This window comes from Sphingomonas plantiphila (genome assembly GCF_046000505.1).
GTDB classification, from domain to species: Bacteria; Pseudomonadota; Alphaproteobacteria; order Sphingomonadales; family Sphingomonadaceae; genus Sphingomonas; species Sphingomonas plantiphila.
The window spans coordinates 922076-941816 of the sequence record NZ_JBELQC010000001.1; the positions used below are offsets into that span (position 1 = coordinate 922076).

General features: G+C 66.7%; 26 protein-coding genes. 10 read left to right on the top strand and 16 right to left on the bottom strand.

Going from position 1 to position 19741, the window contains the following annotated elements:
• Positions 1–37 precede the first annotated feature (37 nt).
• The 3 genes from ABS767_RS04435 to ABS767_RS04445 all read left to right on the top strand — a co-directional run bounded on the left by ABS767_RS04435 (position 38) and on the right by ABS767_RS04445 (position 3329).
• A complete protein-coding gene (locus tag ABS767_RS04435) occupies positions 38–661 on the top strand; it encodes a class I SAM-dependent methyltransferase (RefSeq protein ID WP_408077147.1) in 624 nt (207 codons plus the stop codon).
• 32 nt (positions 662–693) lie between these two features.
• Positions 694–1104: a peptide-methionine (R)-S-oxide reductase MsrB gene (msrB, locus tag ABS767_RS04440; protein WP_408077148.1), complete on the top strand. Its 411-nt coding sequence runs from the start codon at positions 694–696 to the stop codon at positions 1102–1104.
• A gap of 62 nt (positions 1105–1166) precedes the next feature.
• Entirely contained in the window at positions 1167–3329 is a 2163-nt protein-coding gene (locus tag ABS767_RS04445; RefSeq protein ID WP_408077149.1) for a transglycosylase domain-containing protein, read from the top strand.
• On the opposite strand, the gene ABS767_RS04450 is transcribed toward ABS767_RS04445, so the two are convergent.
• The 3 genes from ABS767_RS04450 to ABS767_RS04460 are packed head-to-tail and all read right to left on the bottom strand — an operon-like array spanning position 3305 to position 4994.
• Positions 3305–3979 (bottom strand): M48 family metallopeptidase, encoded by a 675-nt coding sequence (locus tag ABS767_RS04450; RefSeq protein WP_408077150.1) that lies wholly within the window; start codon positions 3977–3979, stop codon positions 3305–3307. The genes ABS767_RS04445 and ABS767_RS04450 overlap by 25 nt on opposite strands.
• On the bottom strand, positions 3976–4404 hold the full coding sequence (locus ABS767_RS04455) for a YcgN family cysteine cluster protein (RefSeq protein WP_408077151.1): 429 nt from the start codon (positions 4402–4404) through the stop codon (positions 3976–3978). The genes ABS767_RS04450 and ABS767_RS04455 overlap by 4 nt, the downstream gene beginning before the upstream one ends.
• Positions 4401–4994, bottom strand: a complete 594-nt coding sequence (locus ABS767_RS04460; protein ID WP_408077152.1) for an SCO family protein — start codon at positions 4992–4994, stop codon at positions 4401–4403. Before ABS767_RS04460 ends, ABS767_RS04455 begins: the two co-directional genes overlap by 4 nt.
• A gap of 71 nt (positions 4995–5065) precedes the next feature.
• Here ABS767_RS04460 and ABS767_RS04465 point away from each other — a divergent pair, with 71 nt between their 5' ends.
• Positions 5066–5665 carry an ankyrin repeat domain-containing protein gene (locus tag ABS767_RS04465; RefSeq protein ID WP_408077153.1) on the top strand — a complete coding sequence of 200 codons (600 nt, stop codon included), beginning with the start codon at positions 5066–5068 and terminating at the stop codon, positions 5663–5665.
• Between the two features lie 3 nt (positions 5666–5668).
• On the opposite strand, the gene ABS767_RS04470 is transcribed toward ABS767_RS04465, so the two are convergent.
• The 11 genes from ABS767_RS04470 to ABS767_RS04520 all read right to left on the bottom strand — a co-directional run bounded on the left by ABS767_RS04470 (position 5669) and on the right by ABS767_RS04520 (position 12477).
• The gene (locus ABS767_RS04470) at positions 5669–6184 is read right to left on the bottom strand and encodes an MmcB family DNA repair protein (RefSeq protein WP_408077154.1); all 516 of its coding nucleotides are present in this window, start codon (positions 6182–6184) and stop codon (positions 5669–5671) included.
• A 51-nt stretch (positions 6185–6235) separates the two neighbouring features.
• Entirely contained in the window at positions 6236–6877 is a 642-nt protein-coding gene (locus ABS767_RS04475) for a cell wall hydrolase (protein WP_408077155.1), read from the bottom strand.
• 161 nt (positions 6878–7038) lie between these two features.
• On the bottom strand, positions 7039–7380 hold the full coding sequence (locus ABS767_RS04480; RefSeq protein WP_408077156.1) for a DUF1491 family protein: 342 nt from the start codon (positions 7378–7380) through the stop codon (positions 7039–7041).
• Positions 7377–7862 carry a PaaI family thioesterase gene (locus ABS767_RS04485; protein ID WP_408077157.1) on the bottom strand — a complete coding sequence of 162 codons (486 nt, stop codon included), beginning with the start codon at positions 7860–7862 and terminating at the stop codon, positions 7377–7379. The genes ABS767_RS04480 and ABS767_RS04485 overlap by 4 nt, the downstream gene beginning before the upstream one ends.
• The gene (locus tag ABS767_RS04490) at positions 7846–8316 is read right to left on the bottom strand and encodes a PTS sugar transporter subunit IIA (protein WP_408077158.1); all 471 of its coding nucleotides are present in this window, start codon (positions 8314–8316) and stop codon (positions 7846–7848) included. The genes ABS767_RS04485 and ABS767_RS04490 overlap by 17 nt, the downstream gene beginning before the upstream one ends.
• A 9-nt stretch (positions 8317–8325) precedes the next feature.
• Entirely contained in the window at positions 8326–8904 is a 579-nt protein-coding gene (hpf, locus tag ABS767_RS04495) for a ribosome hibernation-promoting factor, HPF/YfiA family (RefSeq protein WP_408077159.1), read from the bottom strand.
• 48 nt (positions 8905–8952) lie between these two features.
• Positions 8953–9645 (bottom strand): DNA polymerase III subunit epsilon, encoded by a 693-nt coding sequence (gene dnaQ / locus ABS767_RS04500; RefSeq protein ID WP_408077160.1) that lies wholly within the window; start codon positions 9643–9645, stop codon positions 8953–8955.
• 6 nt (positions 9646–9651) lie between these two features.
• Entirely contained in the window at positions 9652–10248 is a 597-nt protein-coding gene (coaE, locus tag ABS767_RS04505) for a dephospho-CoA kinase (protein WP_408077161.1), read from the bottom strand.
• Positions 10245–11075: a shikimate dehydrogenase family protein gene (locus ABS767_RS04510; RefSeq protein WP_408077162.1), complete on the bottom strand. Its 831-nt coding sequence runs from the start codon at positions 11073–11075 to the stop codon at positions 10245–10247. Before ABS767_RS04510 ends, coaE begins: the two co-directional genes overlap by 4 nt.
• Positions 11072–11659, bottom strand: coding sequence for a Maf family protein (locus ABS767_RS04515; RefSeq protein ID WP_408077163.1), 588 nt, complete (start codon positions 11657–11659; stop codon positions 11072–11074). The genes ABS767_RS04510 and ABS767_RS04515 overlap by 4 nt, the downstream gene beginning before the upstream one ends.
• Positions 11656–12477: a pyruvate, water dikinase regulatory protein gene (locus ABS767_RS04520; protein ID WP_408077164.1), complete on the bottom strand. Its 822-nt coding sequence runs from the start codon at positions 12475–12477 to the stop codon at positions 11656–11658. Before ABS767_RS04520 ends, ABS767_RS04515 begins: the two co-directional genes overlap by 4 nt.
• Before the next feature lie 545 nt (positions 12478–13022).
• Here ABS767_RS04520 and hemE point away from each other — a divergent pair.
• The 4 genes from hemE to ABS767_RS04540 all read left to right on the top strand — a co-directional run bounded on the left by hemE (position 13023) and on the right by ABS767_RS04540 (position 16939).
• Entirely contained in the window at positions 13023–14054 is a 1032-nt protein-coding gene (hemE, locus tag ABS767_RS04525) for a uroporphyrinogen decarboxylase (protein ID WP_408077165.1), read from the top strand.
• Positions 14051–14506 (top strand): CopD family protein, encoded by a 456-nt coding sequence (locus ABS767_RS04530; protein ID WP_408077166.1) that lies wholly within the window; start codon positions 14051–14053, stop codon positions 14504–14506. The genes hemE and ABS767_RS04530 overlap by 4 nt, the downstream gene beginning before the upstream one ends.
• A 474-nt stretch (positions 14507–14980) precedes the next feature.
• Complete coding sequence (gene rho, locus ABS767_RS04535; RefSeq protein WP_408077167.1) at positions 14981–16237, top strand: transcription termination factor Rho; 1257 nt, start codon at positions 14981–14983, stop codon at positions 16235–16237.
• Between the two features lie 24 nt (positions 16238–16261).
• A complete protein-coding gene (locus ABS767_RS04540; protein ID WP_408077168.1) occupies positions 16262–16939 on the top strand; it encodes a YjbE family putative metal transport protein in 678 nt (225 codons plus the stop codon).
• A gap of 54 nt (positions 16940–16993) precedes the next feature.
• On the opposite strand, the gene ABS767_RS04545 is transcribed toward ABS767_RS04540, so the two are convergent.
• Positions 16994–17686 carry a dienelactone hydrolase family protein gene (locus ABS767_RS04545; protein ID WP_408077169.1) on the bottom strand — a complete coding sequence of 231 codons (693 nt, stop codon included), beginning with the start codon at positions 17684–17686 and terminating at the stop codon, positions 16994–16996.
• A 14-nt stretch (positions 17687–17700) separates the two neighbouring features.
• Positions 17701–18165 carry a methylated-DNA--[protein]-cysteine S-methyltransferase gene (locus ABS767_RS04550; protein ID WP_408077170.1) on the bottom strand — a complete coding sequence of 155 codons (465 nt, stop codon included), beginning with the start codon at positions 18163–18165 and terminating at the stop codon, positions 17701–17703.
• A 49-nt stretch (positions 18166–18214) separates the two neighbouring features.
• Between ABS767_RS04550 and ABS767_RS04555 the strand changes: the two genes are divergently transcribed.
• Positions 18215–18460: a DUF6489 family protein gene (locus tag ABS767_RS04555; RefSeq protein ID WP_408077171.1), complete on the top strand. Its 246-nt coding sequence runs from the start codon at positions 18215–18217 to the stop codon at positions 18458–18460.
• Positions 18457–19737, top strand: a complete 1281-nt coding sequence (gene mnmE / locus ABS767_RS04560; RefSeq protein WP_408077172.1) for a tRNA uridine-5-carboxymethylaminomethyl(34) synthesis GTPase MnmE — start codon at positions 18457–18459, stop codon at positions 19735–19737. Before ABS767_RS04555 ends, mnmE begins: the two co-directional genes overlap by 4 nt.
• The last annotated feature ends 4 nt before the right edge of the window (positions 19738–19741 follow it).

Below are 19741 nucleotides of genomic sequence, written 5' to 3' on the forward strand. Positions count from 1 at the left end.
TGTCCTACAGCAGCGTGACACCGACAGAGGGAAGTTGATGACCGGTTCGACCACCATTGCCCGCGCGAAACGCAAGCCTTCGCGCCCCCTCTCGCCGCAGGCCGTCTTTCTTCAGGGATTCTTCAAGCACCCGGTGATGGTCGGATCGATCATCCCATCCTCGGGCAAGCTCATCCGCAAGATGCTCGCCCCGGTCGACTGGGAAACGACGCAGGTGTTCGTGGAATATGGTCCGGGCGTCGGCACCTTCTGCCGCCCCGTCCTCGATCGGCTGGGTCCGGACGCGCGCTATATCGCGATCGACACCAACCCTGATTTCGTCGCCTATCTGCGCCAGGCGATCGTCGATCCACGCTTCTCCGCGATCCACGGATCGGCCGCCGATGTCGGCGCGATCGTCGCCGATCATGGCGCGACCCATGCCGACTATGTCCTGTCGGGCCTGCCGTTTTCGACGCTCCCCCCGGGCGTGGGCGAGGCGATCGCCACCGCGACGCACACCGTGCTGCGCCCCGGCGGCCAGTTCCTCGTCTATCAGTTCAACCCGAATGTCCGCAATTTCCTGACCCCGCATTTCCCGCGCATCGACCATGCGATGGAATGGTGGAACGTGCCGCCGGCGCAATTGTGGTGGGCGCACAAGGACCAGCCGGCCGATTGACGCCGCGCCCCCGCGACCACACATCAGCGGACATGGATCAGCTCAACCTTTCCGAGTCGGAGTGGCGTCAGCGCCTCACCCCCGCGCAATATCATGTCCTCCGCGAAGCGGGGACCGAACGCGCCTTTTCCGGCGCGCTGTCGGATAACAAGGCCGACGGCGTCTATCGCTGCGCGGGATGTCATCTCGACCTGTTCGACAGCGACGACAAATATGATTCCGGCTCCGGCTGGCCGAGCTTCACCCGCCCGGTCGATGCCGAGCATGTCAGCGAACATCGCGATTCGAGCCACGGCATGGAGCGGGTCGAGGTGCGCTGCGCCCGCTGCGACGGGCATCAGGGCCATGTCTTCCCCGATGGCCCGCCGCCGACCGGGTTGCGCTACTGCATCAATTCGGTCGCGCTCGAATTCCGCCCGCGCGCCGCGTCCGACGGCGATTGAGCCGCCGCGTTGATTCGCTTGTGACAGCCCCGGTTCACGCATAGATCGGCACAGACCGTATCATGGCCACTCGCAAGCCAAAGCTCTCGCCCAAGGCGCGCCGCATCCTCCTCTGGGTCGGGGGCGGCATCGCCTTGTCCGCGCTCGCCGCGTTCGTCGCGCTGCTGATCGCGGTCTACACCGCCAAGGCATCGCTGCCGAGCTATGAGGAGCTCAAATCCTCGCCCAACGGCCAGATGATCCGCGTCCACGCCGCCGACGGCACGGTGATCGTCTCGCTCGGCCCGAGCTATGGCGAGTGGATCGAGTATGACAAGATTCCCGCCGCGATGCGCGACGCGATGGTGGCGATCGAGGATCGGCGCTTCCGCGAGCATTGGGGCGTCGATCCGGTCGCGCTGGCACGCATCACCAAGTTCGCGATCGACAATCGCGGCACCGGCCGCCGGCTTCAGGGCGCGTCCACGATCACGCAGCAGGTCGCCCGGACGATCTTCCTGTCGAACAAATATGACGTCGGGCGCAAGATCCGCGAGATGATCCTCGCGCTTGCGCTCGAGCGCAAGTTCACCAAGAACCAGATCCTCGAACTCTATCTGAACAAGGTCTATTTCGGCGGTGGCGCCTATGGCATCGATGCCGCCTCGCGCACCTTCTTCAGCCATCCCGCCACCAACCTGACCCTGTCCGAATCCGCCGTGATTGCAGGACTGGTCAAGGCGCCGTCGCGCTACTCCCCCACCGCCGACGCCCAGGCGGCGGTCGGCCGTGCCAGCGTCGTGCTCGACGTGATGGTCGAGACCGGCGCGCTCACCGCCGCGGAAGCCGCGACCGCGCGCCCGGCCGAGGTCAAGCTCGCCGCCGCGCCCAAGCAGAACAGCGTGCGCTATTTCACCGACTGGGCGCTGCCCCAGCTCGAGGTGCTGATCGACGAGACCGTCGCCCCGCTCGACGTCTGGACCACGATCGACCTCAAGATGCAGAACGCCGCGACCCAGTCGATTCAGGCGAATACCCCGGCCGGGGTACAGGGCGCGCTGGTCAGCCTCGATCGCGACGGCGCGGTGCGCGCAATGGTCGGTGGGCGCGACTATGTGTCGTCGAACTACAATCGCGCGACCCAGGCGACGCGCCAGCCGGGATCGGCGTTCAAGCTGTTCGTCTATCTCGCCGCGCTCGAGGCGGGGCACAAGGTCGACGACCGCGTGGTCGACGAACCCGTGACGATCAAGGGGTGGAGCCCGCGCAACAGTTCGGGCCGCTTCTCGGGCGAGATGACGCTGCGTTCGGCCTTCGCCTATTCGATCAACACCGTCGCGGCAAAGCTGGGCGACGAGGTCGGCTACGGCACCGTCGCCGACATGGCCCGGCGCTTCGGCATCACCACTCCGGTGAACACCCAGCCGGCGATGGTGCTCGGCACCTCCAACGTCCGCCTGATCGACATGACCCGCGCCTTCGCCTCGGTCGGGCAGAAGGGGGTGGCCGTTACCCCCTATGCGATCACTCGCGTCACCGCGAACGGCGCGGTGATCTACAGCCATGAGGTCGATACCTCGCGCGTGCTCGTCGCCCCCTATGTCGCGGCGCAGATGACCGATCTGCTGCAGACCGCGGTCAACACCGGGACCGGCAGGGCCGCACAGATCGGGCGCCCGGTCGCGGGCAAGACCGGCACGACGACCTCGAACAAGGATGGCTGGTTCCTCGGCTTCTCCTCGGGGCTGACGACCGGGGTGTGGATGGGCCGCGACGATGCCAAGCGCGTCGGCGGGCTACAGGGCGGCACCGCTCCAGCGCGCGCGTTTTCGAGCTTCATGAAGACCGCGGTCGCCGATCGGCCGGTCGAGGAATTCGATACCGAGGTCACCCTGCCCGAATGGCAGATGGAGCCGGATCAGGAAGTGTGGGGCGAACCCGATAACGGCGTGTTCGTCGATGCGGACGGCAATCCGATCGCGCGCGATGAGTCTCCGGCCGATCCGGCGGCCGACCCGACGGCGCCCGGGACCGAGGATGACGGCGAGATCGATCAGGACTGGATCGACCGGATGACCGGCCGCGATCGCCCGCGCGACGCGCCCCCGCCGCGCCGCGATTCGCCGCCGGTCGACCGCATTCCGCCCCGCGACCTGCCCAGAGAACAGCAACGCGAACAGCAGCGCGACTCGCGCGACCAGCGCGAACCGTTACGCCAGCCTCAGGATATCCGTCCGAACGAGTGAAGCCGCATCGCGTTGGCGCGCAGCCAGGCCCGCTGCGGCGCCGGATCGCGCCCGTACAGCGTGCGGACCAGCGCATGGAATGCCGGACCGTGATTCATGTGCGTGCGGTGTGCCACCTCGTGCGCGACCGTCGCGCGCCGCACCTCGGGCGGGGCAAGGATCAGGCGCCAGCTATAGCGGATCACCCCGGATGACGCGCAGCTGCCCCAGCGCCCCTTGGGATCGCCGACCGCGACCTTGCTGACCGACACGCCCGAGCGCGCGGCATAGTCTGCGGTCTCGGCGCTCAAAATGTCGAGCGCGACGCGGCGCAGCCAGCGCTCGATGCGGCGTTCATAGCCCTCGCGCGGTCCGCCGGCGATGATCTTGCCGTCATCCAGCAGGGGCGTGCGCGGAAAGCCGCTGTCCCAGTCCAGCCCGACCTCTTCTCCCTGATACAGGATCGTCGCGCCGGGCTCGAACGGCTGCGGCGGGGCGCGGTTGGCCAGCGCGCGCGCGATCCACTCCCCCTGCCCCTCGGCCCAGCGCAGCGCCGGACCGACCGGTGCGCGCGGCGGCAGCGTCAGCCGGATCGCCCCCGTGGCATTGTCGACCGACAGCCGCATCTGGCGCGCGCGCGGATGCCGGACGACCTCGATCGGCGGAATCACAGGATGCGGTCGACCATATGATTCTCGAGATCCCCGGCGCTGACTTCCGATACCGTCCAGCCGCGCACCGATTCGCCCGCCTCATGCACGCTCTCGCGGCTTCCGCTGACCAGATAATGCCAGTCGGGCAGCGGCGCGTCGGCGGCGCGCAGGCGATAGGCACAGGTCTGCGGCAGCCAGGCGATCTCCCCCACCTTGCCCGCAGTCAGCCGCACGCACTCCGAAACATAGGCGTGGCGGTGGCGATAGTCGCTGCACTGCCCGGCATGGCGATCGAGCAGGCGACAGGCGACATTGGTCGCGTAGAGTTCGCCGGTATCGGCATCCTCGATCTTGTGCAGGCAGCATTTGCCGCACCCGTCGCACAGCGCCTCCCATTGCGCGCGGTCGAGCGTGGCGAGCGGCTGCTCCCAGAAAGGCTTCACCCGATCCAGCGCTCGATCTCCGCCACGATCGCGTCGGGGCTCTGCTCCTGCGGCAGCAGTGCGATCGGTTCGCCATTGGGACCCATCAGATAGGCCTGGCGCCCATGGTCCATCAGATAGCCGCTCGGCGTCTCGCGCTTGGCATAGGGGACGCGATAGACTTTGGCGGCCGCATCGACCTGCTCCGCCGTGCCGGTGAGGCCGACCATGCGCGGATAGAAGGCGCTGGTGAATTCCTTGACCACCGCCGGGGTATCGCGCGCCGGATCGATCGTCACGAAGACGGGCACGATCTTCGCCGCCAGCTGGGGATTCTGCTTGTCGAGCAGCTTCATCGCGCCGCCGATATTCTGGACGTCGACCGGACAGACATCGGGGCAGAAGGTGTAGCCGAAATACATGATGCGGTACTTGCCCGCGAAATCCTTGTCGGTGACGGTCTTGCCGTCGCCGTTCACCAGCGTGAACGGCCCCCCGATTGATGCGCCGGCGAGCGGGGCGTTGGCGAGCGACTTCTCCGCCGGGCCGCCGCCGCCGCACGCGGCAAGGGCAAGGGACAGCGGGAGTGCGACGAGAAGCATCCTGTTCATGACAAGGTGACCCATGATCTGATAGGGCGTGGCTGGCAAGACTTGCATCTGACCAGGGGTATGTTCCGACCATGTTGATCCGTTCGTCCGGCCTTGTATTCGCCGCGGCGCTGCTGTGCGTGGCGCTTCCTGTCGGCGCCCAGCGTTTTTCCGACAGCTATCTCTTCCTCAAGGCGGTCCGTGAGCAGGACGGCAACAAGGTGACCGAATATCTGAACGAACCCGGTCAGACGATCGTCAACGCCAAGGACGAAAAGGGCGAGGCGGCGATCCATATCGTGAGCAAGCGTCGCGACCTGACCTATTTGCGCTTCCTCATGGCGCGCGGCGCCAATGTGAATCTGCAGGACGGCGCCGGGAACAGCGCGATGATGCTGGCGGTGGAATCGGCCTGGCCCGAAGGCGTGCGCACGCTGATCGGGCTCAAGGGCGATGTGAACCTCGTCAACAATGGCGGCGAGACCCCGCTGATCCGTGCGGTCCAGCGCCGCGACTCGGAACTGGTCGAACTGCTGCTCCAGAACGGCGCCGACCCCGATATCGTCGATCGCCTGGCCGGCATGAGCGCGCGCGACTATGCGGCGCGCGATACCCGCGCTCCGGCGATCGCCAAGGCGCTCAAGGACGCGCCGAAGGTCACGAAGCGCGCGGTGTCCGGCCCGAAACTCTGACCCTCAGCCACCCCAGCCGAGCCCGTCGGCGTCGGGATCGGTCAGCGTGATCACCCGGCGCGCGGCGCGGCGGGCAAAGGCGAGGGTGCATTTGCGCCGCGTCGCGCTCGCAAGCGGCACCGTCCGCGCCTCGCGCACGATCGCCGCGTCATACCGGTCGGCGACGATCACCCCCGCGCGTTCGGGCAGGAAATCGGGGCGGTCGAGCGGCGACAGGTCGAACCCGGCCGGCACCGCCCAGAAATAGCGGTCGCAATGCTGCAGATAGTCGACCCATTTCCCATCGCCCAGCAGGTCGGCGCGCGACACCTTGACCTCGACGATCACGATCTCGCCGCGCACGTTGAGCGCCATCAGGTCCGCCCGGCGGCCGTCGCCCAGCGGCACTTCGGCCATCGCCACGCAATCGTGGCGCAGCAGCATGCGGCACACGCCGCGCGTGACGTCGGCGGCGATAAGCGGCGCATCGCCGGCACGATCGTCGGCAGCGCAAAGGGCCGGGGATGGCGATGAACCCATTCCCGGCCCTGTAGAACATTTGACGAACGAGCGGAAGCCCGTACGCGCGGCTCAGCGGTAGAAGATGTGGTTCCCCACGCTGCCGATCCGCGCGCGGCGCCAGCCGGGCGAAACATAGCGGGCATGGAAGAACAGTGCGTTCGACACGCGGCTGTCCCACGCATCGTCGCGGGCGACCTGCGCCACGGCGAGCGCGGTCTTCCACGCGCGGGCGCTAACCGGCGGCTGCGGCAGGCGCCCGCCGCGGACGAACGAGAACTGTCCGCGCTGGGTCAGCACGCCGCAGACCGACGCCGGAAAGCGCCGCGACTTGGCGCGGTTGAGGATGACCTCGGCGACCGCGAGCTGGCCCTCGAGCGGTTCGCCCTTCGATTCGTAATAGACGCCGATCGCGAGGCAGTTGAGCTCGGCATCGTCGGACAGTGCGGGCTGCGCGGCGACGGCAGCGGCAAGCGACTGATAGGTCGCCTCGGTCTCGTCGATCGCGTCGATGATCCGGGAATCGGCCGTCTCTTCCTCGAGCGCGGCGAGCGATTCGGCCATGGTGGGAACCTGATCGGGTTCCGCTTCGTTCATGGCTGCAACCGGGGTCTTTTCGGCCTCACCGGCAACGCCGGGAGCGGTCGCGCCAATGCCTGCGGCAATGGCAAGGGTCGTTGCCGCGATGATCGCGGCACGGATCGAGAAGGTCATTCAACTTCGATATTATGCGGTTGGTGCGCGATCCGGCCGGGTATGGCGATGTGCCTGGGCCGATCGGGCTGTCCCCCCGACTGCGTAACCGGCGGTCTCACACCCCGACGGCACAACGCGAACTAATGTGCGCGCGCCTTTGACGCGGGCGAAACGAGTCGTCAACCGCTAAAGATCGTTTCAGCGGCGAACCGTTCCGCATCAGCGATATCCAGTTCCAGCACCCACAGATCGGGATCGCGCGCCCGCCGACGCTGCCAATAGTCTGAAACCTCGCCAGGATCGCCGGGATCGAGCGGGCCGCTGCGCACCAGCGCGGGCACGCCCTCGGGCCCGATTCCGCGCTCGAAAAAGCGCGGATTTCCGCCGCGTTCGAGCGCAAGGATCAGGATCGCCCCGGCCTCCGCGTCGCCGCGCGCCAGCACCATCGCGCTCCCGCCTTCGGCATTCACGCGACGGACCAGCGCATTGACGATCAGGCCGCTGGCCAGCCGCGCGATCATCGCGGGTCGGCGCGATAGCCGGGCAGCCCGGCGAGCGGGATTCGCGATTTCATGAAGGTGCCGGTGCCGCGCGAGACTTCCTCGCCCGACTCGTCGATCAACCGCGCTTCTGCCACGAACACGCGCCGCTGCCCGCTGACCCAGCGCCCCTCCGCCACCACCGGTCCGGGGCCGAGCGGCTTGGTGAACAGCAGGTTGAACGCGGTGGTGAGCAGGAAGCGATCGGTGACCAGGCTGTTCGCCGCATAAAAGGCCGCGTCGTCGAGCATCTTGAAATAGCTCGTGCCATGCGCCGCGCCGCCCGCGTGGAAATGGCGCGCATCGATCGTGAATCGGATCCGCGCGCGCCCCGGCTCGGGAATCTCCAGCTGCGATTCGAACAGCTGGTTGATCGGCGCCGCCGCATAGAGCGATTCGAGCGCGCGGTAATGTGCCTCCGCCCCGACCGCCGACCCCCGCGCCGGCTCAGGCGGCGGCGTCATGCGTTCCGGCTTCGGTCAGCAGCGCATAGATCGCATCGGCCGACCCCGCCCCCCGCAGCTTCGCGGTGAACGATCGATCGCGCAGGCAGCGCGACACCCGCGCGAGCGCCTTGAGGTGCGCCGCCCCCGCGCTGCGCGGGGACAGCAGCATGAACACCAGATCGACCGGCGAATCGTCCACCGCGCCGTAATCCATCTGCCGATCGAGGCGGCACACCACGCAGCGCACCGCCTCCAGCCCGTCGATCTTGCAATGCGGAATCGCGATCCCGCCGCCAAAGCCGGTCGAACCCAGCCGCTCGCGCGCGGCGATGCTCGCTGCGACCGTCTCCGGATCGACGCCATAGGCGGCGTGCGCCAGGTCGGCGAGCAGCGCGAAGAGCTTCTTCTTGCTGCCCGCGCTCACCCCGGCGACGACCGCGTCGGGCGATACCAGATCACTCAGGTCGTACATCGTCCCGCGTCAGGCCGCCCGGTTGGGCTCGACCCATCCGATCGTGCCGTCCATCCGGCGATACACCATGTTGTACGTGCCCGTGCCGCTGTTCTTGAACAGCAGCGCATTGGTGTTGCGCAGGTCCAGCATCATCACCGCGTCGGATACGCTGGCATCGGGCACGTCGACGCGCGTCTCGGCGATGATCGGCGGCGCGTCGTTCGCCTCTTCCTCATCGGCCTCGGTCTGGAACACGGTGTAGCCCGCGTCGAACATCGCCTCCATCGCGGCCTGCGCCTGGCTGTTGTTGCGGTCCTTCAGGCGGCGCATATAGCGGCGCAGCTGCTTCTCGATCTTGTCCGCGGCACCGTCGAACGCAAGATGCGCTTCCTGCGCCGAATGCGATCCCTTGAGCACCAGGCCCTGCATCACATGCGCAACGATGTCGCACGTGAAGCCGTAATCGTGCGGGCCCTTGCCGAACGTCACCTGGGCGGAAATGGCGCGGGAGAAATATTTGTCGGCGATACCCTGGAGCCGGTCGTTCACGTGCTGCCTCAGGGCATCGCCCGTGTCCACCTGATGGCCTGAAACCCGGATATCCATAACGTCCTCCTTAACAAGAGGAGCACCTAGGAACACGTCCCGACACCGTCAACCGGCGGCCGGACTGCCCCATAATGCATCCTCGAACCCGGCCATAAACGCCGAATGGCGGGCCAGTTCCTCAGCGCTCGGCACAAAAACCCGCGCCGGGCGCCGATTGGTCTTCGCGGCGCCGAATTCGATACGCTCCGGCCCCGCCGATTCCTCGACCGCCAGCCCCAGCGCGATCTGGCGCCCGCCGGTCAGTTCGATGAACACCTGCGCCAGCAATTGCGCGTCGAGCAGCGCGCCGTGCAGTTCGCGCGCCGACAGGTCGATGCCATAGCGCACGCACAATGCGTCGAGCGTATGCTTGGCGCCGGGGTGCCTCGCCCGCGCGATCTGCAGCGTGTCGACCATCCGGTCGAGCGAAAGGATCGCGCGCCCGCACGTCCCCAGCTCGCCGTTGAGAAATCCGAAATCGAACATCGCATTGTGCGCGATCAGCGGAGAGTCGCCCAGAAAGTCGATCAGCTCGTCGCACACCTCGTGGAAGCGCGGCTTGTCCGCCAGGAACGCTTCCGACAGGCCGTGCACGGCGAACGCCTCGACCGGCATGTCGCGGTCCGGGCACAGATAACGGTGAAAATGCCGACCGGTCGGCACGCGGTTGATCAGCTCGACGCAGCCGATCTCCACCAGCCGGTGCCCGGCGCTGTAGCTCAGGCCGGTCGTTTCGGTGTCGAACACGATTTCGCGCATGCCTGCTTATCCGCCTGTTTGGCCCGTGAGGCAAGCGATCACCGCCGCAACTTCGGCGCGCGTCGCATCCATCGACCCACCCGTCGGGATCACGAAGTCGGCACGCGCGCGCTTCTCCGCATCGGGCGTCTGCCGCGCGAGAATCGCTTCGAACCGCGCCGCCGTCATCCCCGGGCGCGCCAGCACGCGCGCGCGCTGCACCTCCGCCGGCGCGGAGACGACCGCGATCTTGTCCACCTGCCGCCAGCCCCCCGCCTCGAATAGCAACGGCACGTCGAGCAGCACCAGCGGCTGGTCGGCATTGGCCTTCAGGAATTCGTTTCGCGCGTGTGCAACCGCGGGGTGGACGATCCCCTCCAGCCGCTTGAACGCCTCGGGATTGCCGAACACCGCCTCGCCCAGCGCGGTGCGGTTCACACCCTCCGGCCCGGTGGTATCGGGAAACGCCGCCTCGATTTCCGCCACCAGCGCGCCGCCCGGCCCCTGCAGCCGGTGGACCTCGGCATCGGCGTCGAACACCGGCACGCCCGCGTCGGCGAACATCGCCGCGACGGTCGACTTGCCCATGCCGATCGAACCCGTGAGGCCGAGGACAATTGTCATGCCGTCAGCAGCGCGCGCAACTCGGCATCATGCTCGCGCGGCGCCGGCGTGCCGAAGAACAGCTCGAACGCGAGCGCCGCCTGCCCGATCAGCATCTCCAGCCCGTCCACCGTCTCCAGCTCCCTTGCGCGCGCCGCCGCCAGCAACCCGGTCTCGAGCGGCGCATAGACCGCGTCATAGACCAGCGCGTCGTCGGGCAGGTTCGACAGATCGAGCTCGAGCGGCGGCTGCCCCACCATCCCCAGCGAACTGGCATTGACCAGCAGCGCCACTGGCGGGATCGGCGCATCGAGCGGCACCGCATCGCCCTTGAGGCCAAAGGTCGCGAGCAACCCCATCGCCTTCAATGGCGATCGGTTGAGAATCGTCACCCGCTCGACCCCGGCGCGCGCCAGCGCGAACAGCACCGCGCGCGCCGCACCACCCGCGCCCACCACCGCGACCGGCGCGCCCTCCAGGTCGAACTCGGCGATCGGCGCATAGAATCCGGCGGCATCGGTATTGGTGCCGATCAGCGCGCCGTCTTCACCGCGGAACACGGTGTTGATCGCGCCGATCGTCTCGCGCACGCCGCCCGGATCGGGCACATGGTCGAGCGCGGCCACCTTGTGCGGCACGGTGATGTTGCACCCGCGCCAGTCGGGATCGTCGCGCCGCGATGCGAAGAAGTCGCCCAGGCCCTCCGCCGTCACCAGCGTCTTGTCGTAGCGCGCGTCGATGCCGAGCCGTTCGATCCAGAAGCCGTGGATCAGCGGCGACTTGGAATGCGCGATCGGATCGCCGATCACTTCGGCATGGGCTTGCCCTGAGCTTTGTCGAAGGGTCATGACGTCAATTCGCCTCTGGTACGCAGATAATCGAGGATGTTGAGCAGCGGCATGCCCAGGATCGTGTACTGGCTGCCTTCCATCCGGCTGAACAGCTGCACCCCCGGCCCCTCGACTCGGTAACAGCCGACACAGCCCGAAATGGCGGGCCATTCCTGACTGAGATACTCGGCGATGAACGCGTCGGACAGCGGCCGCACCCATAGCCGCGCGCGATCGACGTGGCGCCACACCGCGCGGCCATTCTCCGCGATCACCGCCGCGCTGTAGAGGTCGTGCCGCTTGCCCGACAGCATGCGCAGATGCTTTTCCGCGTCATCGCGATCCACCGGCTTGTCGAGCAACGTGCCGTCCTCGATCGCGACCACCGAGTCTCCGCCCAGCACCAATGTGCCCGGCACCCGCTGGCTGACCTTCACGGCCTTCATCTCGGCGAGCGCATCGGCCAAGTCGCGCGGCGCGACTTCGCCCAGCCCGGCCTTCACCGCCTCTTCGTCGACATGCGCCGCCAGCGCCTCATGCGCCACGCCCGCCGCAGTCAGCATCGCGCGCCGCGATGCGCTGGTGGACGCGAGCACGATCATTGCCCGCGCTCCGCCATCGCGCGCTCGTTGCACAATGTGATGATCGCCGCCGCGGTTTCCTCGATCGACCGCCGCGTGACGTCGATCACCGGCCAGCCATTGTCGGCGAACATGCGGCGCGCATAGGCGACTTCCTTCTGCACCGCTTCCTGCTCGACATAGCTGGTCTCGTCCTGCTGGTTGAGCGCGAGCAGCCGGTTGCGCCGCACCTGGATCAGCCGCTCGGGACTGGTCGTCAGCCCGACCACCATCGGGTTCTTGAGGCGATACAGCAGGTCGGGCGGCGGCGATTGCGGCACGATCGGGATATTGGCGACCTTGTACCCGCGATTGGCGAGGTAGATCGACGTCGGCGTCTTCGAGGTACGCGATACACCCGCCAGCACGATCTCCGCCTCCTCCCAATTCTCCCAATTGACGCCATCGTCATGCGCGATCGTGAACTGGATCGCATCGACGCGCGCGAAATAGGCGGCGTCGAGCATATGCTGCCGCCCCGGCCGCGCCTTCATCTCCTGCCCCAGCAGGTTCGACAGCGCATGGTTCACCGGATCGAGCGGCGCCACCGCGGGCAGGCCGATCGCTCGGCACCGCGTTTCCAGCTGCCGGCGGATCTCGGGGTTCACCAGCGTGAAGATCACCAGCCCCGGATTCTGCGAAATCTCCGCCAGGATGCGCTCGAGATGCGTCTCGCTGCGCACCATCGGCCAGAAATGCCGCAGCACCTCGACATCGTCGAACTGCGCCAGCGCCGCCTTGGCGATATTCTCCAGCGTCTCACCGGTGGAATCGGAGAGGAGATGCAGGTGCAGTTTCACAGCTTCCCCTCCCGCATAGGGGAGTGACCGCTGGCACCAATCCTCCCCCGCCAGGGGGAGGTGGCACGCGGAGCGTGACGGAGGGGGAGGAAAGGGTAACGGTGATGGCATCCCAACACCTCAAATCCACAGCCGTCCTCCCCCTCCGTCGCTTTCAGCGACACCTCCCCCTGGCGGGGGAGGATTGATCGGCAAAGTCGCCACCTTCGCGGGGACGGAAAGAAGGGCAAATTCCCCCGTCTGGACGGATCTGTGGAAAACATGGGGGAAATCGCTAGCGCAACCGACCGGACCCGCCAAGCGCAGGACTCGATCCACGCTCCGGATCAGTCATCCACAACCGCGCCCACAGCCATTCGATCCGGCACACAGGCTGTGGATAACGGGGATGGCTGAATCGAATCGCGGCGCAATCGCGGGAGTCCGCGCGGTCAATCTGTTGGCAGAATGGGGACGAACGCCTAAGCCCCGGCATCCACGCACCAACACACATCTACATCCTCTTAGATTCTTCTTCTTATATTTGTTGAGAGACGGACGCGCCTGTGACTCCGAAAAAACTGCTCCGAGTGCTGTCAGGCGAACGCGTCGATGCGCCCCCCATGTGGCTCATGCGTCAGGCGGGTCGCTATCTCCCGGAGTATCGCGCACTCCGCGCCGAAAAGGGCGGCTTCCTCGAACTGGTCAACGACAGCGACGCCGCGGCGGAGGTCACGCTCCAGCCGATCCGCCGCTTCGGCTTCGACGGCGCGATCCTGTTCTCCGACATTCTAGTCGTGCCCCACGCGCTCGGCCAGGATCTGTGGTTCGAAGCGGGCGAGGGGCCACGCCTTGCCCCCAGGCTGGTCGATCATGCGCTGGAAAGCCTCACAGCCGCGCCACAGCGCCTCGACCCGGTCTATGGCACCGTCTCCCGCGTCGCCGCCGCCTTGCCGCCTGAGGTGACGTTTCTGGGCTTTGCAGGAAGTCCCTGGACCAACGCGACCTACATGGTCGCAGGGCAGGGCAGCCGCGACCAGAGCGAGACGCGCCGCATGGCCTATCGCGACCCGGCGGCGTTTCAGGCGATCATCGACGCGATCGTCGCGATGACCATCGACTATCTCGCCAAGCAGATCGAAGCCGGGGTCGAGGCGGTACAGCTGTTCGACAGCTGGGCCGGCTCGTTGAGCCCCGCCCAGTTCGAACGCTGGGTGATCGCCCCCAACGCGGCGATCGTCGCCGGGCTGCGCGCACGCTGTCCACAGGCGAAAATCATCGGCTTTCCCAAGGGCGCCGGCGGCAAGCTCGCCGCCTATGCCCGCGAAACCGGGGTCGATGCGATCGGGCTGGACGAGACCGTCGATCCCGTCTGGGCGCATCGCGAACTGCCCGCGGGCATGCCGGTGCAGGGCAATCTCGACCCGCTCGCGCTGATCGCCGGCGGCGAGGAATTGCGGACCGCCGCCACCCGCGTGGTTGATGCGCTGCGCGATCGGCCCCATATCTTCAATCTCGGGCACGGCATCCAGCAGGATACGCCGATCGCCCATGTCGAGCAGCTGATCGCGATCGTTCGGGGGACACCAGCAGCATGACCGGATTTCTGAGCTTCGCCTGGCTGTGGGTGAAGGCCGCGCACGTGATTTTCGTGATCTTCTGGATGGCGGGCCTGTTCATCTTCCCGCGCTACCTCGTCCATCACCAGGAAGCGCTGGCCGACCCCGTCCAGGCCAAAGCGTGGCAAGAGCGCGAGGCCAAGCTGCGCCGCGTGATCCTTACCCCCTCGATCGTCATCGTCTGGGTGCTCGGCCTCGCGCTGGCGATCAACCTCGGCCTGTTCGAGGGCGGTTCGGGCCTCGGCTGGCTCCACGCCAAGCTGCTGCTCGTGCTGCTGCTCTCGGGCTATCACGGCTGGGCGGTCGCCTATTCGAAGCGGCTGGCGGCGGGGCAGGGGACGCTGACCTCGCAACAGCTGCGCCTCGCCAACGAAATCCCCGCGATCTTCGTCGCACTGATCGTCATCCTCGCGGTGGTCCGCCCGTTCTGACGGCTCCAGCACGCTTGTAATGTTGGATTTTCTTTGTTGTCGTCGAACGGCATCGCTGGATGCCGCTCTTTGAACGGTTCAACCCTGTCATTCGATGGCGCGGCGACGGCGTCATGTTGATGCAAAGCCGTCGCCTCCCGGTCGCGAAGCGATCGGTTGGTGTCGCGTCAGTGTCGCGCCGGTGATGACTCGATGTCGCCCATGTGTCGCGTTGGTGGTGTCATCCCGTCGCTTTCCGGGCCTGAACCGGTCGCGAACCCGTCCGGTTCGCCGCAAAGCCCGGGTGTTTCTGTCAGTCTGTCAGTCTCGCCTTGCCCTGACGGCTTGACTTGCCACAGGGCGAATCCTAATCCGTAGGGGTCGCGTCGCCGTCCTGGCGGCGGCCCGGCGTCCCTCCCTTTTTTCCTCAAGCCATCGCCTACCGCGCGTCCAGACGCCCGAAAACCTGCAGCGATCGCCAGACGGACTTCTCCCATGCATCTCAAAGATCTCAAGAAAACCGCGCCCGCCGAGCTGGTGACGATGGCCGAGGAACTCGGCGTCGAGAGCGCTTCCACGCTGCGCAAGCAGGACCTCATGTTCGCGATCCTCAAGGCCCAGGCCGAAAATGGCGAGCTGATCATGGGCGAGGGCACGATCGAAGTGCTCCAGGACGGCTTCGGCTTCCTGCGCAGCCCGCAGGCCAACTACCTCGCCGGCCCCGACGACATCTATGTCTCGCCCAACCAGGTCCGTAAATTCGGCCTGCGCACCGGCGACACGGTCGAAGGCGAGATCCGCGCGCCCAAGGATGGCGAGCGCTATTTCGCCCTGACCAAGCTCGTCAGCGTCAATTTCGACGACCCGGACGCGGTCCGCCATCGCGTCAATTTCGACAACCTCACCCCGCTCTATCCCGACAGCAAGCTGACGCTCGACCCGGCCGATCCGACGCAAAAGGACAAGTCGGCGCGCGTCATCGACATCGTCTCGCCGCAGGGCAAGGGCCAGCGCACGCTGATCGTCGCGCCGCCGCGCGTCGGCAAGACGGTGATGCTGCAGAACATCGCCAAGGCGATCACCGACAATCATCCCGAGGTGTTCCTGCTCGTCCTGCTGATCGACGAGCGGCCCGAGGAAGTCACCGACATGCAGCGCAGCGTGAAGGGCGAGGTCGTCTCCTCGACCTTCGACGAACCCGCCACGCGCCACGTCCAGGTCGCCGAAATGGTGATCGAAAAGGCCAAGCGCCTGGTCGAGCACAAGAAGGATGTCGTTATCCTGCTCGATTCGATCACCCGCCTCGGCCGCGCCTACAACACCGTCGTGCCGAGCTCGGGCAAGGTGCTGACCGGCGGTGTCGACGCCAACGCGCTGCAGCGTCCCAAGCGCTTCTTCGGCGCCGCGCGTAACATCGAGGAGGGCGGTTCGCTCTCGATCATCGCCACCGCGCTGATCGATACCGGCAGCCGCATGGACGAGGTTATCTTCGAAGAGTTCAAGGGCACCGGCAACTCCGAAATCGTCCTCGACCGCAAGGTTGCCGACAAGCGCATCTTCCCGGCGCTCGACGTCGGCAAGTCGGGCACGCGCAAGGAAGAGCTGCTGCTCGACAAGGGCACGCTGTCCAAGATGTGGGTGCTGCGCCGCATCCTCATGCAGATGGGCACCACCGACGCGATGGAGTTCCTGCTCGACAAGATGAAGGATTCCAAGACCAACGAGAATTTCTTCGATTCGATGAATTCGTAAGCGAATACAGGGGTTTAGGCGAACATGACCGAAATCTGGGGCCATATCGTCAGCGACTTCGCATCGCTCTTCTCCGGAAGCGCGTCGGCGTGGCTCGCGTTCGGGCAGGTGATCCTGCTCGATATCGTACTCGCCGGCGACAATGCGATCGTCATCGGTGCGCTGGCGGCGGGCCTGCCTGCCGATCAGCGCAAGAAGGTGATCCTGATCGGCATCGTCGCGGCGCTGGTGATGCGGATCGGCTTCGCGCTGGTGGTGACACAGCTGATGGCGGTCATCGGCCTGATCTTCGCCGGCGGCCTGTTGCTGCTGTGGGTCGCGTGGAAGATGTATCGCGAGATCGTCCATAGCGGCGAGAGCGCCGGATCGCCCGAGATCGCCGGCGACGAACATTCGGGCGTGAAGCCTGCCAAGAGCTTCGCCGCCGCCGCCTGGGCGGTTGCGGTTGCCGACGTGTCGATGAGCCTCGACAATGTGCTCGCGGTGGCCGGTGCGGCGCGCGAGCATCCGGGCATCCTGATGGTCGGGCTGATCATCGCGGTCGCGCTGATGGGCGTCGCGGCGAACATCATCGCGAAATATATCGAACGCTATCGGTGGATCGCGTGGATCGGCCTGCTGGTGATCCTCTATGTCGCCGGATCGATGATCTATACCGGAATCGTCGATCAGGATGTCGGGATCCTGAAGCTGTTCGGCTAAACAGCTGAATCGGAACGAAAAAGGGCGGAGTCGAAAGGCGCCGCCCTTCTCGTATCAGCCGATATGCTCGGCGAAAAAGGCTTCGGTCCGGCTGTCGGCCAGCTGCGCCGCTGCTTCCGACCGGCGCTTGCCCATCTCGGTGGCAAAGCCATGATCCTCGCCGGGATAGTCGTGCAGCGTGACCTTGGGGTGATCGTCCAGCCCCTCGTGCATCGCCCGCTGCGTCTCGGCGGGGACGAACCCGTCATCCCCGGCAATATGCAGCATCAGCGGATGGGCAATGGCATGCTTTTCCCCCAGCAGCCCGTCCACGCCGACGGCATAATAACCCACCGTCGCGTCGGAATCGGTGCGTGCGGCGGTCATATAGGCCAGCCGTCCGCCCAGGCAGTATCCGGTCACGCCGACCTTGCCGCCGCTCGCTTCGCGCGCCACGCGGATCGTCGCTTCGATATCGGCAACGCCCTTGTCCTGGTCGAACTTGTTCATCCAGTCGAGCGCTTCCTTGAACTCGGCCTCGACATCGGGGTTCAGATCGATGCCGGGCTTCATGCGCCAGAAGAGGTCGGGGGCAATCGCCAGGTAACCGAGCGAAGCGAAGTGGTCGCACTTGCGGCGGATGCCTTCGTTCACCCCGAAGATTTCCTGGATCACCACGATCGCGCCGCGTGGTGTTCCCTCGGGGTCCGCGCGGTACGCGGCGAAGCTGCCGCTTCCGTCGATCGCCTGAATCGTCGTGCTCGTCATGAAAGTCTCCTTGGTCAGCGGTGACGCTGCTCATGATCGAGCAGCCATTGTTTGGTGGCGGGGCCGTCGCCGGCCGAATAGCTTCCCAGCGTGCCCCCGGCGGCGGTGATGCGATGGCAGGGGACGATGATCGGCAGCGGGTTGCGCGCGCACAGTTGGCCGATCGCGCGCGCTCCGGAATTGAGGGTCCGCGCCAGTTCGCCATAGCTGGCGGTCCGGGCATAGCCGATCGCGATCAGGCCATCGCGCAATTCCCGTCCGCGTGGCGAGGCCGGCGCGGGCAGGGGCAGGTCGAATGCCTGGAGACAGCCCTCGAAATAGGCCGCCAGCTGTTCGCCCGCGGCGCGGACCGGCGCGGTGACGCCTGCGACGGGCGCTGCCCCTGCGCAGAACCGCACGCTTGCGACAACACGCTCGTCCCCCTCGATCCGAATGGGGCCGATGGGCGTTGCGATCACTGCATGGTCGCGCGCATACATGGGCTGAGCGTAGGGCAGGGGATGCCATCGGCTCAAGCGGAGAACACATATGAAAATCAACGTCGAGGTCGACTGCACCCCGGAAGAGGCGCGTCGCGCGATGGGCTTGCCCGATTTCACCCCCGTCCATGACCGGTATATCCAGCTGATGATCGACTCGATCGACAAGGGCGGCGTCAATCCCGAGATGATCGAGACGATGATGCGGAACTGGATGCCGATGGGTGAGGCCGGGATGAACTTCTGGCGCGGGATGCTCGACATGGGCGGCAAGGGGTCGCGCGGGTCCGAGTGAGCGATACGATCTTCGCGCTGTCCAGCGGGCAGCCGCCGGCTGCGATTGCGGTCGTCCGCATTTCAGGGCCCTCGGCGTTTGATGTCGTCGCGAAGCTGGCCGGCGCATTACCGGCGCCGCGTCGCGCGTCGCTGCGGGCGCTTCAGCATGACGGAAATCGGCTCGACAATGCGCTGGTGCTGACCTTTCCGGGACCCGCCACCGCGACCGGGGAGGATCTGGCGGAACTGCATCTTCATGGCGGTCGCGCGGTCGTCCGGGCGGTCGAAGCGGCGCTCGGGGCACTGCCGGGACTGCGGCCGGCAGAGCCGGGCGAATTCACACGGCGTGCGCTCGCCAACGGCCGGATCGATCTGACCGAGGCGGAGGGGCTGGGCGATCTGCTGGCGGCGGAGACCGAGGCGCAGCGTCGCGCGGCGCTGCGCAGCGCCGAGGGTGGGATCCGCGTTCAGGTGGAACAGTGGACGCGCCGCACGCTTGCCCTGTCCGCAGCGATCGAGGCGATGCTCGATCATGGCGACGAGGACGATGTCGCTGCCGAAGGTGAGGCGCTCGATCCGCTGCAGCGCGCCGCCAGCGATCTCGCGATGCAGATCGCTACGGTCGTCGCGCAGCCCGGAGTCGAGCGGCTGCGCGACGGCATCCGCGTCGTGCTCGCCGGCCCGCCCAATGCCGGCAAGTCGACCTTGCTCAACGCGCTCGCGCAGCGCGAGGCGGCGATCGTTTCCCCGATTGCGGGAACGACGCGCGATCGGATCGAGGCGCCGGTGATGCGCGACGGTGTCGCCTATCTCCTGACGGATACGGCCGGATTGAACGACGCTCCCTCGGACATGGTGGAAGAGATCGGCATTGCGCGGGCCCATGCGGCCATGGCCGATGCCGATATCGTTCTGTGGCTCGATGACGCGCCGCCGCCCGATGAGTCCTATCTCGCGCTCCATGCCCGCGCCGATGCGGAGGGGCGGGGGGTGGTGGCGGATCGTCTCGTAGTGTCCGCTGTGACGGGGCAGGGGATCGGCGAGTTGTGGAGCGAAATCGCGGCGCGTGCATCCACCTTGCTCCCCAGTGCCGATGCGGTCCCGCTGAACGATCGGCAGCGCGCGCTCGCCAGCGAGGCGGCGGGAGCGCTTGTCTCTGCTTCGCAGCTTTCCGATCCTTTGTTGATCGCCGAGGAACTGCGCCGAGCGTTGCGCTGCTTTGATCGCATCACCGGCACCGCCGGGGTGGAGGCGATGCTCGACACGCTGTTCGGGCGCTTCTGCATCGGCAAGTGATGTT

Excerpts from the sequence above, each read along its gene's own strand:
- ABS767_RS04435 (WP_408077147.1), top strand. The coding sequence starts at position 38 with ATGACCGGTTCGACCACCATTGCCCGCGCGAAACGCAAGCCTTCGCGC.
- ABS767_RS04475 (WP_408077155.1), bottom strand. The coding sequence starts at position 6,877 with ATGACCTTCTCGATCCGTGCCGCGATCATCGCGGCAACGACCCTTGCC.
- rho (WP_408077167.1), top strand. The coding sequence starts at position 14,981 with ATGCATCTCAAAGATCTCAAGAAAACCGCGCCCGCCGAGCTGGTGACG.
- ABS767_RS04555 (WP_408077171.1), top strand. The coding sequence starts at position 18,215 with ATGAAAATCAACGTCGAGGTCGACTGCACCCCGGAAGAGGCGCGTCGC.
- ABS767_RS04510 (WP_408077162.1), bottom strand. The coding sequence starts at position 11,075 with ATGACCCTTCGACAAAGCTCAGGGCAAGCCCATGCCGAAGTGATCGGC.
- ABS767_RS04490 (WP_408077158.1), bottom strand. The coding sequence starts at position 8,316 with ATGTACGACCTGAGTGATCTGGTATCGCCCGACGCGGTCGTCGCCGGG.
- ABS767_RS04460 (WP_408077152.1), bottom strand. The coding sequence starts at position 4,994 with ATGAACAGGATGCTTCTCGTCGCACTCCCGCTGTCCCTTGCCCTTGCC.
- ABS767_RS04445 (WP_408077149.1), top strand. The coding sequence starts at position 1,167 with ATGGCCACTCGCAAGCCAAAGCTCTCGCCCAAGGCGCGCCGCATCCTC.
- ABS767_RS04550 (WP_408077170.1), bottom strand. The coding sequence starts at position 18,165 with ATGTATGCGCGCGACCATGCAGTGATCGCAACGCCCATCGGCCCCATT.
- hpf (WP_408077159.1), bottom strand. The coding sequence starts at position 8,904 with ATGGATATCCGGGTTTCAGGCCATCAGGTGGACACGGGCGATGCCCTG.
- dnaQ (WP_408077160.1), bottom strand. The coding sequence starts at position 9,645 with ATGCGCGAAATCGTGTTCGACACCGAAACGACCGGCCTGAGCTACAGC.
- ABS767_RS04480 (WP_408077156.1), bottom strand. The coding sequence starts at position 7,380 with ATGATCGCGCGGCTGGCCAGCGGCCTGATCGTCAATGCGCTGGTCCGT.
- coaE (WP_408077161.1), bottom strand. The coding sequence starts at position 10,248 with ATGACAATTGTCCTCGGCCTCACGGGTTCGATCGGCATGGGCAAGTCG.
- ABS767_RS04465 (WP_408077153.1), top strand. The coding sequence starts at position 5,066 with ATGTTGATCCGTTCGTCCGGCCTTGTATTCGCCGCGGCGCTGCTGTGC.
- msrB (WP_408077148.1), top strand. The coding sequence starts at position 694 with ATGGATCAGCTCAACCTTTCCGAGTCGGAGTGGCGTCAGCGCCTCACC.
- ABS767_RS04540 (WP_408077168.1), top strand. The coding sequence starts at position 16,262 with ATGACCGAAATCTGGGGCCATATCGTCAGCGACTTCGCATCGCTCTTC.
- ABS767_RS04515 (WP_408077163.1), bottom strand. The coding sequence starts at position 11,659 with ATGATCGTGCTCGCGTCCACCAGCGCATCGCGGCGCGCGATGCTGACT.
- ABS767_RS04470 (WP_408077154.1), bottom strand. The coding sequence starts at position 6,184 with ATGGGTTCATCGCCATCCCCGGCCCTTTGCGCTGCCGACGATCGTGCC.
- ABS767_RS04545 (WP_408077169.1), bottom strand. The coding sequence starts at position 17,686 with ATGACGAGCACGACGATTCAGGCGATCGACGGAAGCGGCAGCTTCGCC.
- ABS767_RS04530 (WP_408077166.1), top strand. The coding sequence starts at position 14,051 with ATGACCGGATTTCTGAGCTTCGCCTGGCTGTGGGTGAAGGCCGCGCAC.
- ABS767_RS04485 (WP_408077157.1), bottom strand. The coding sequence starts at position 7,862 with ATGACGCCGCCGCCTGAGCCGGCGCGGGGGTCGGCGGTCGGGGCGGAG.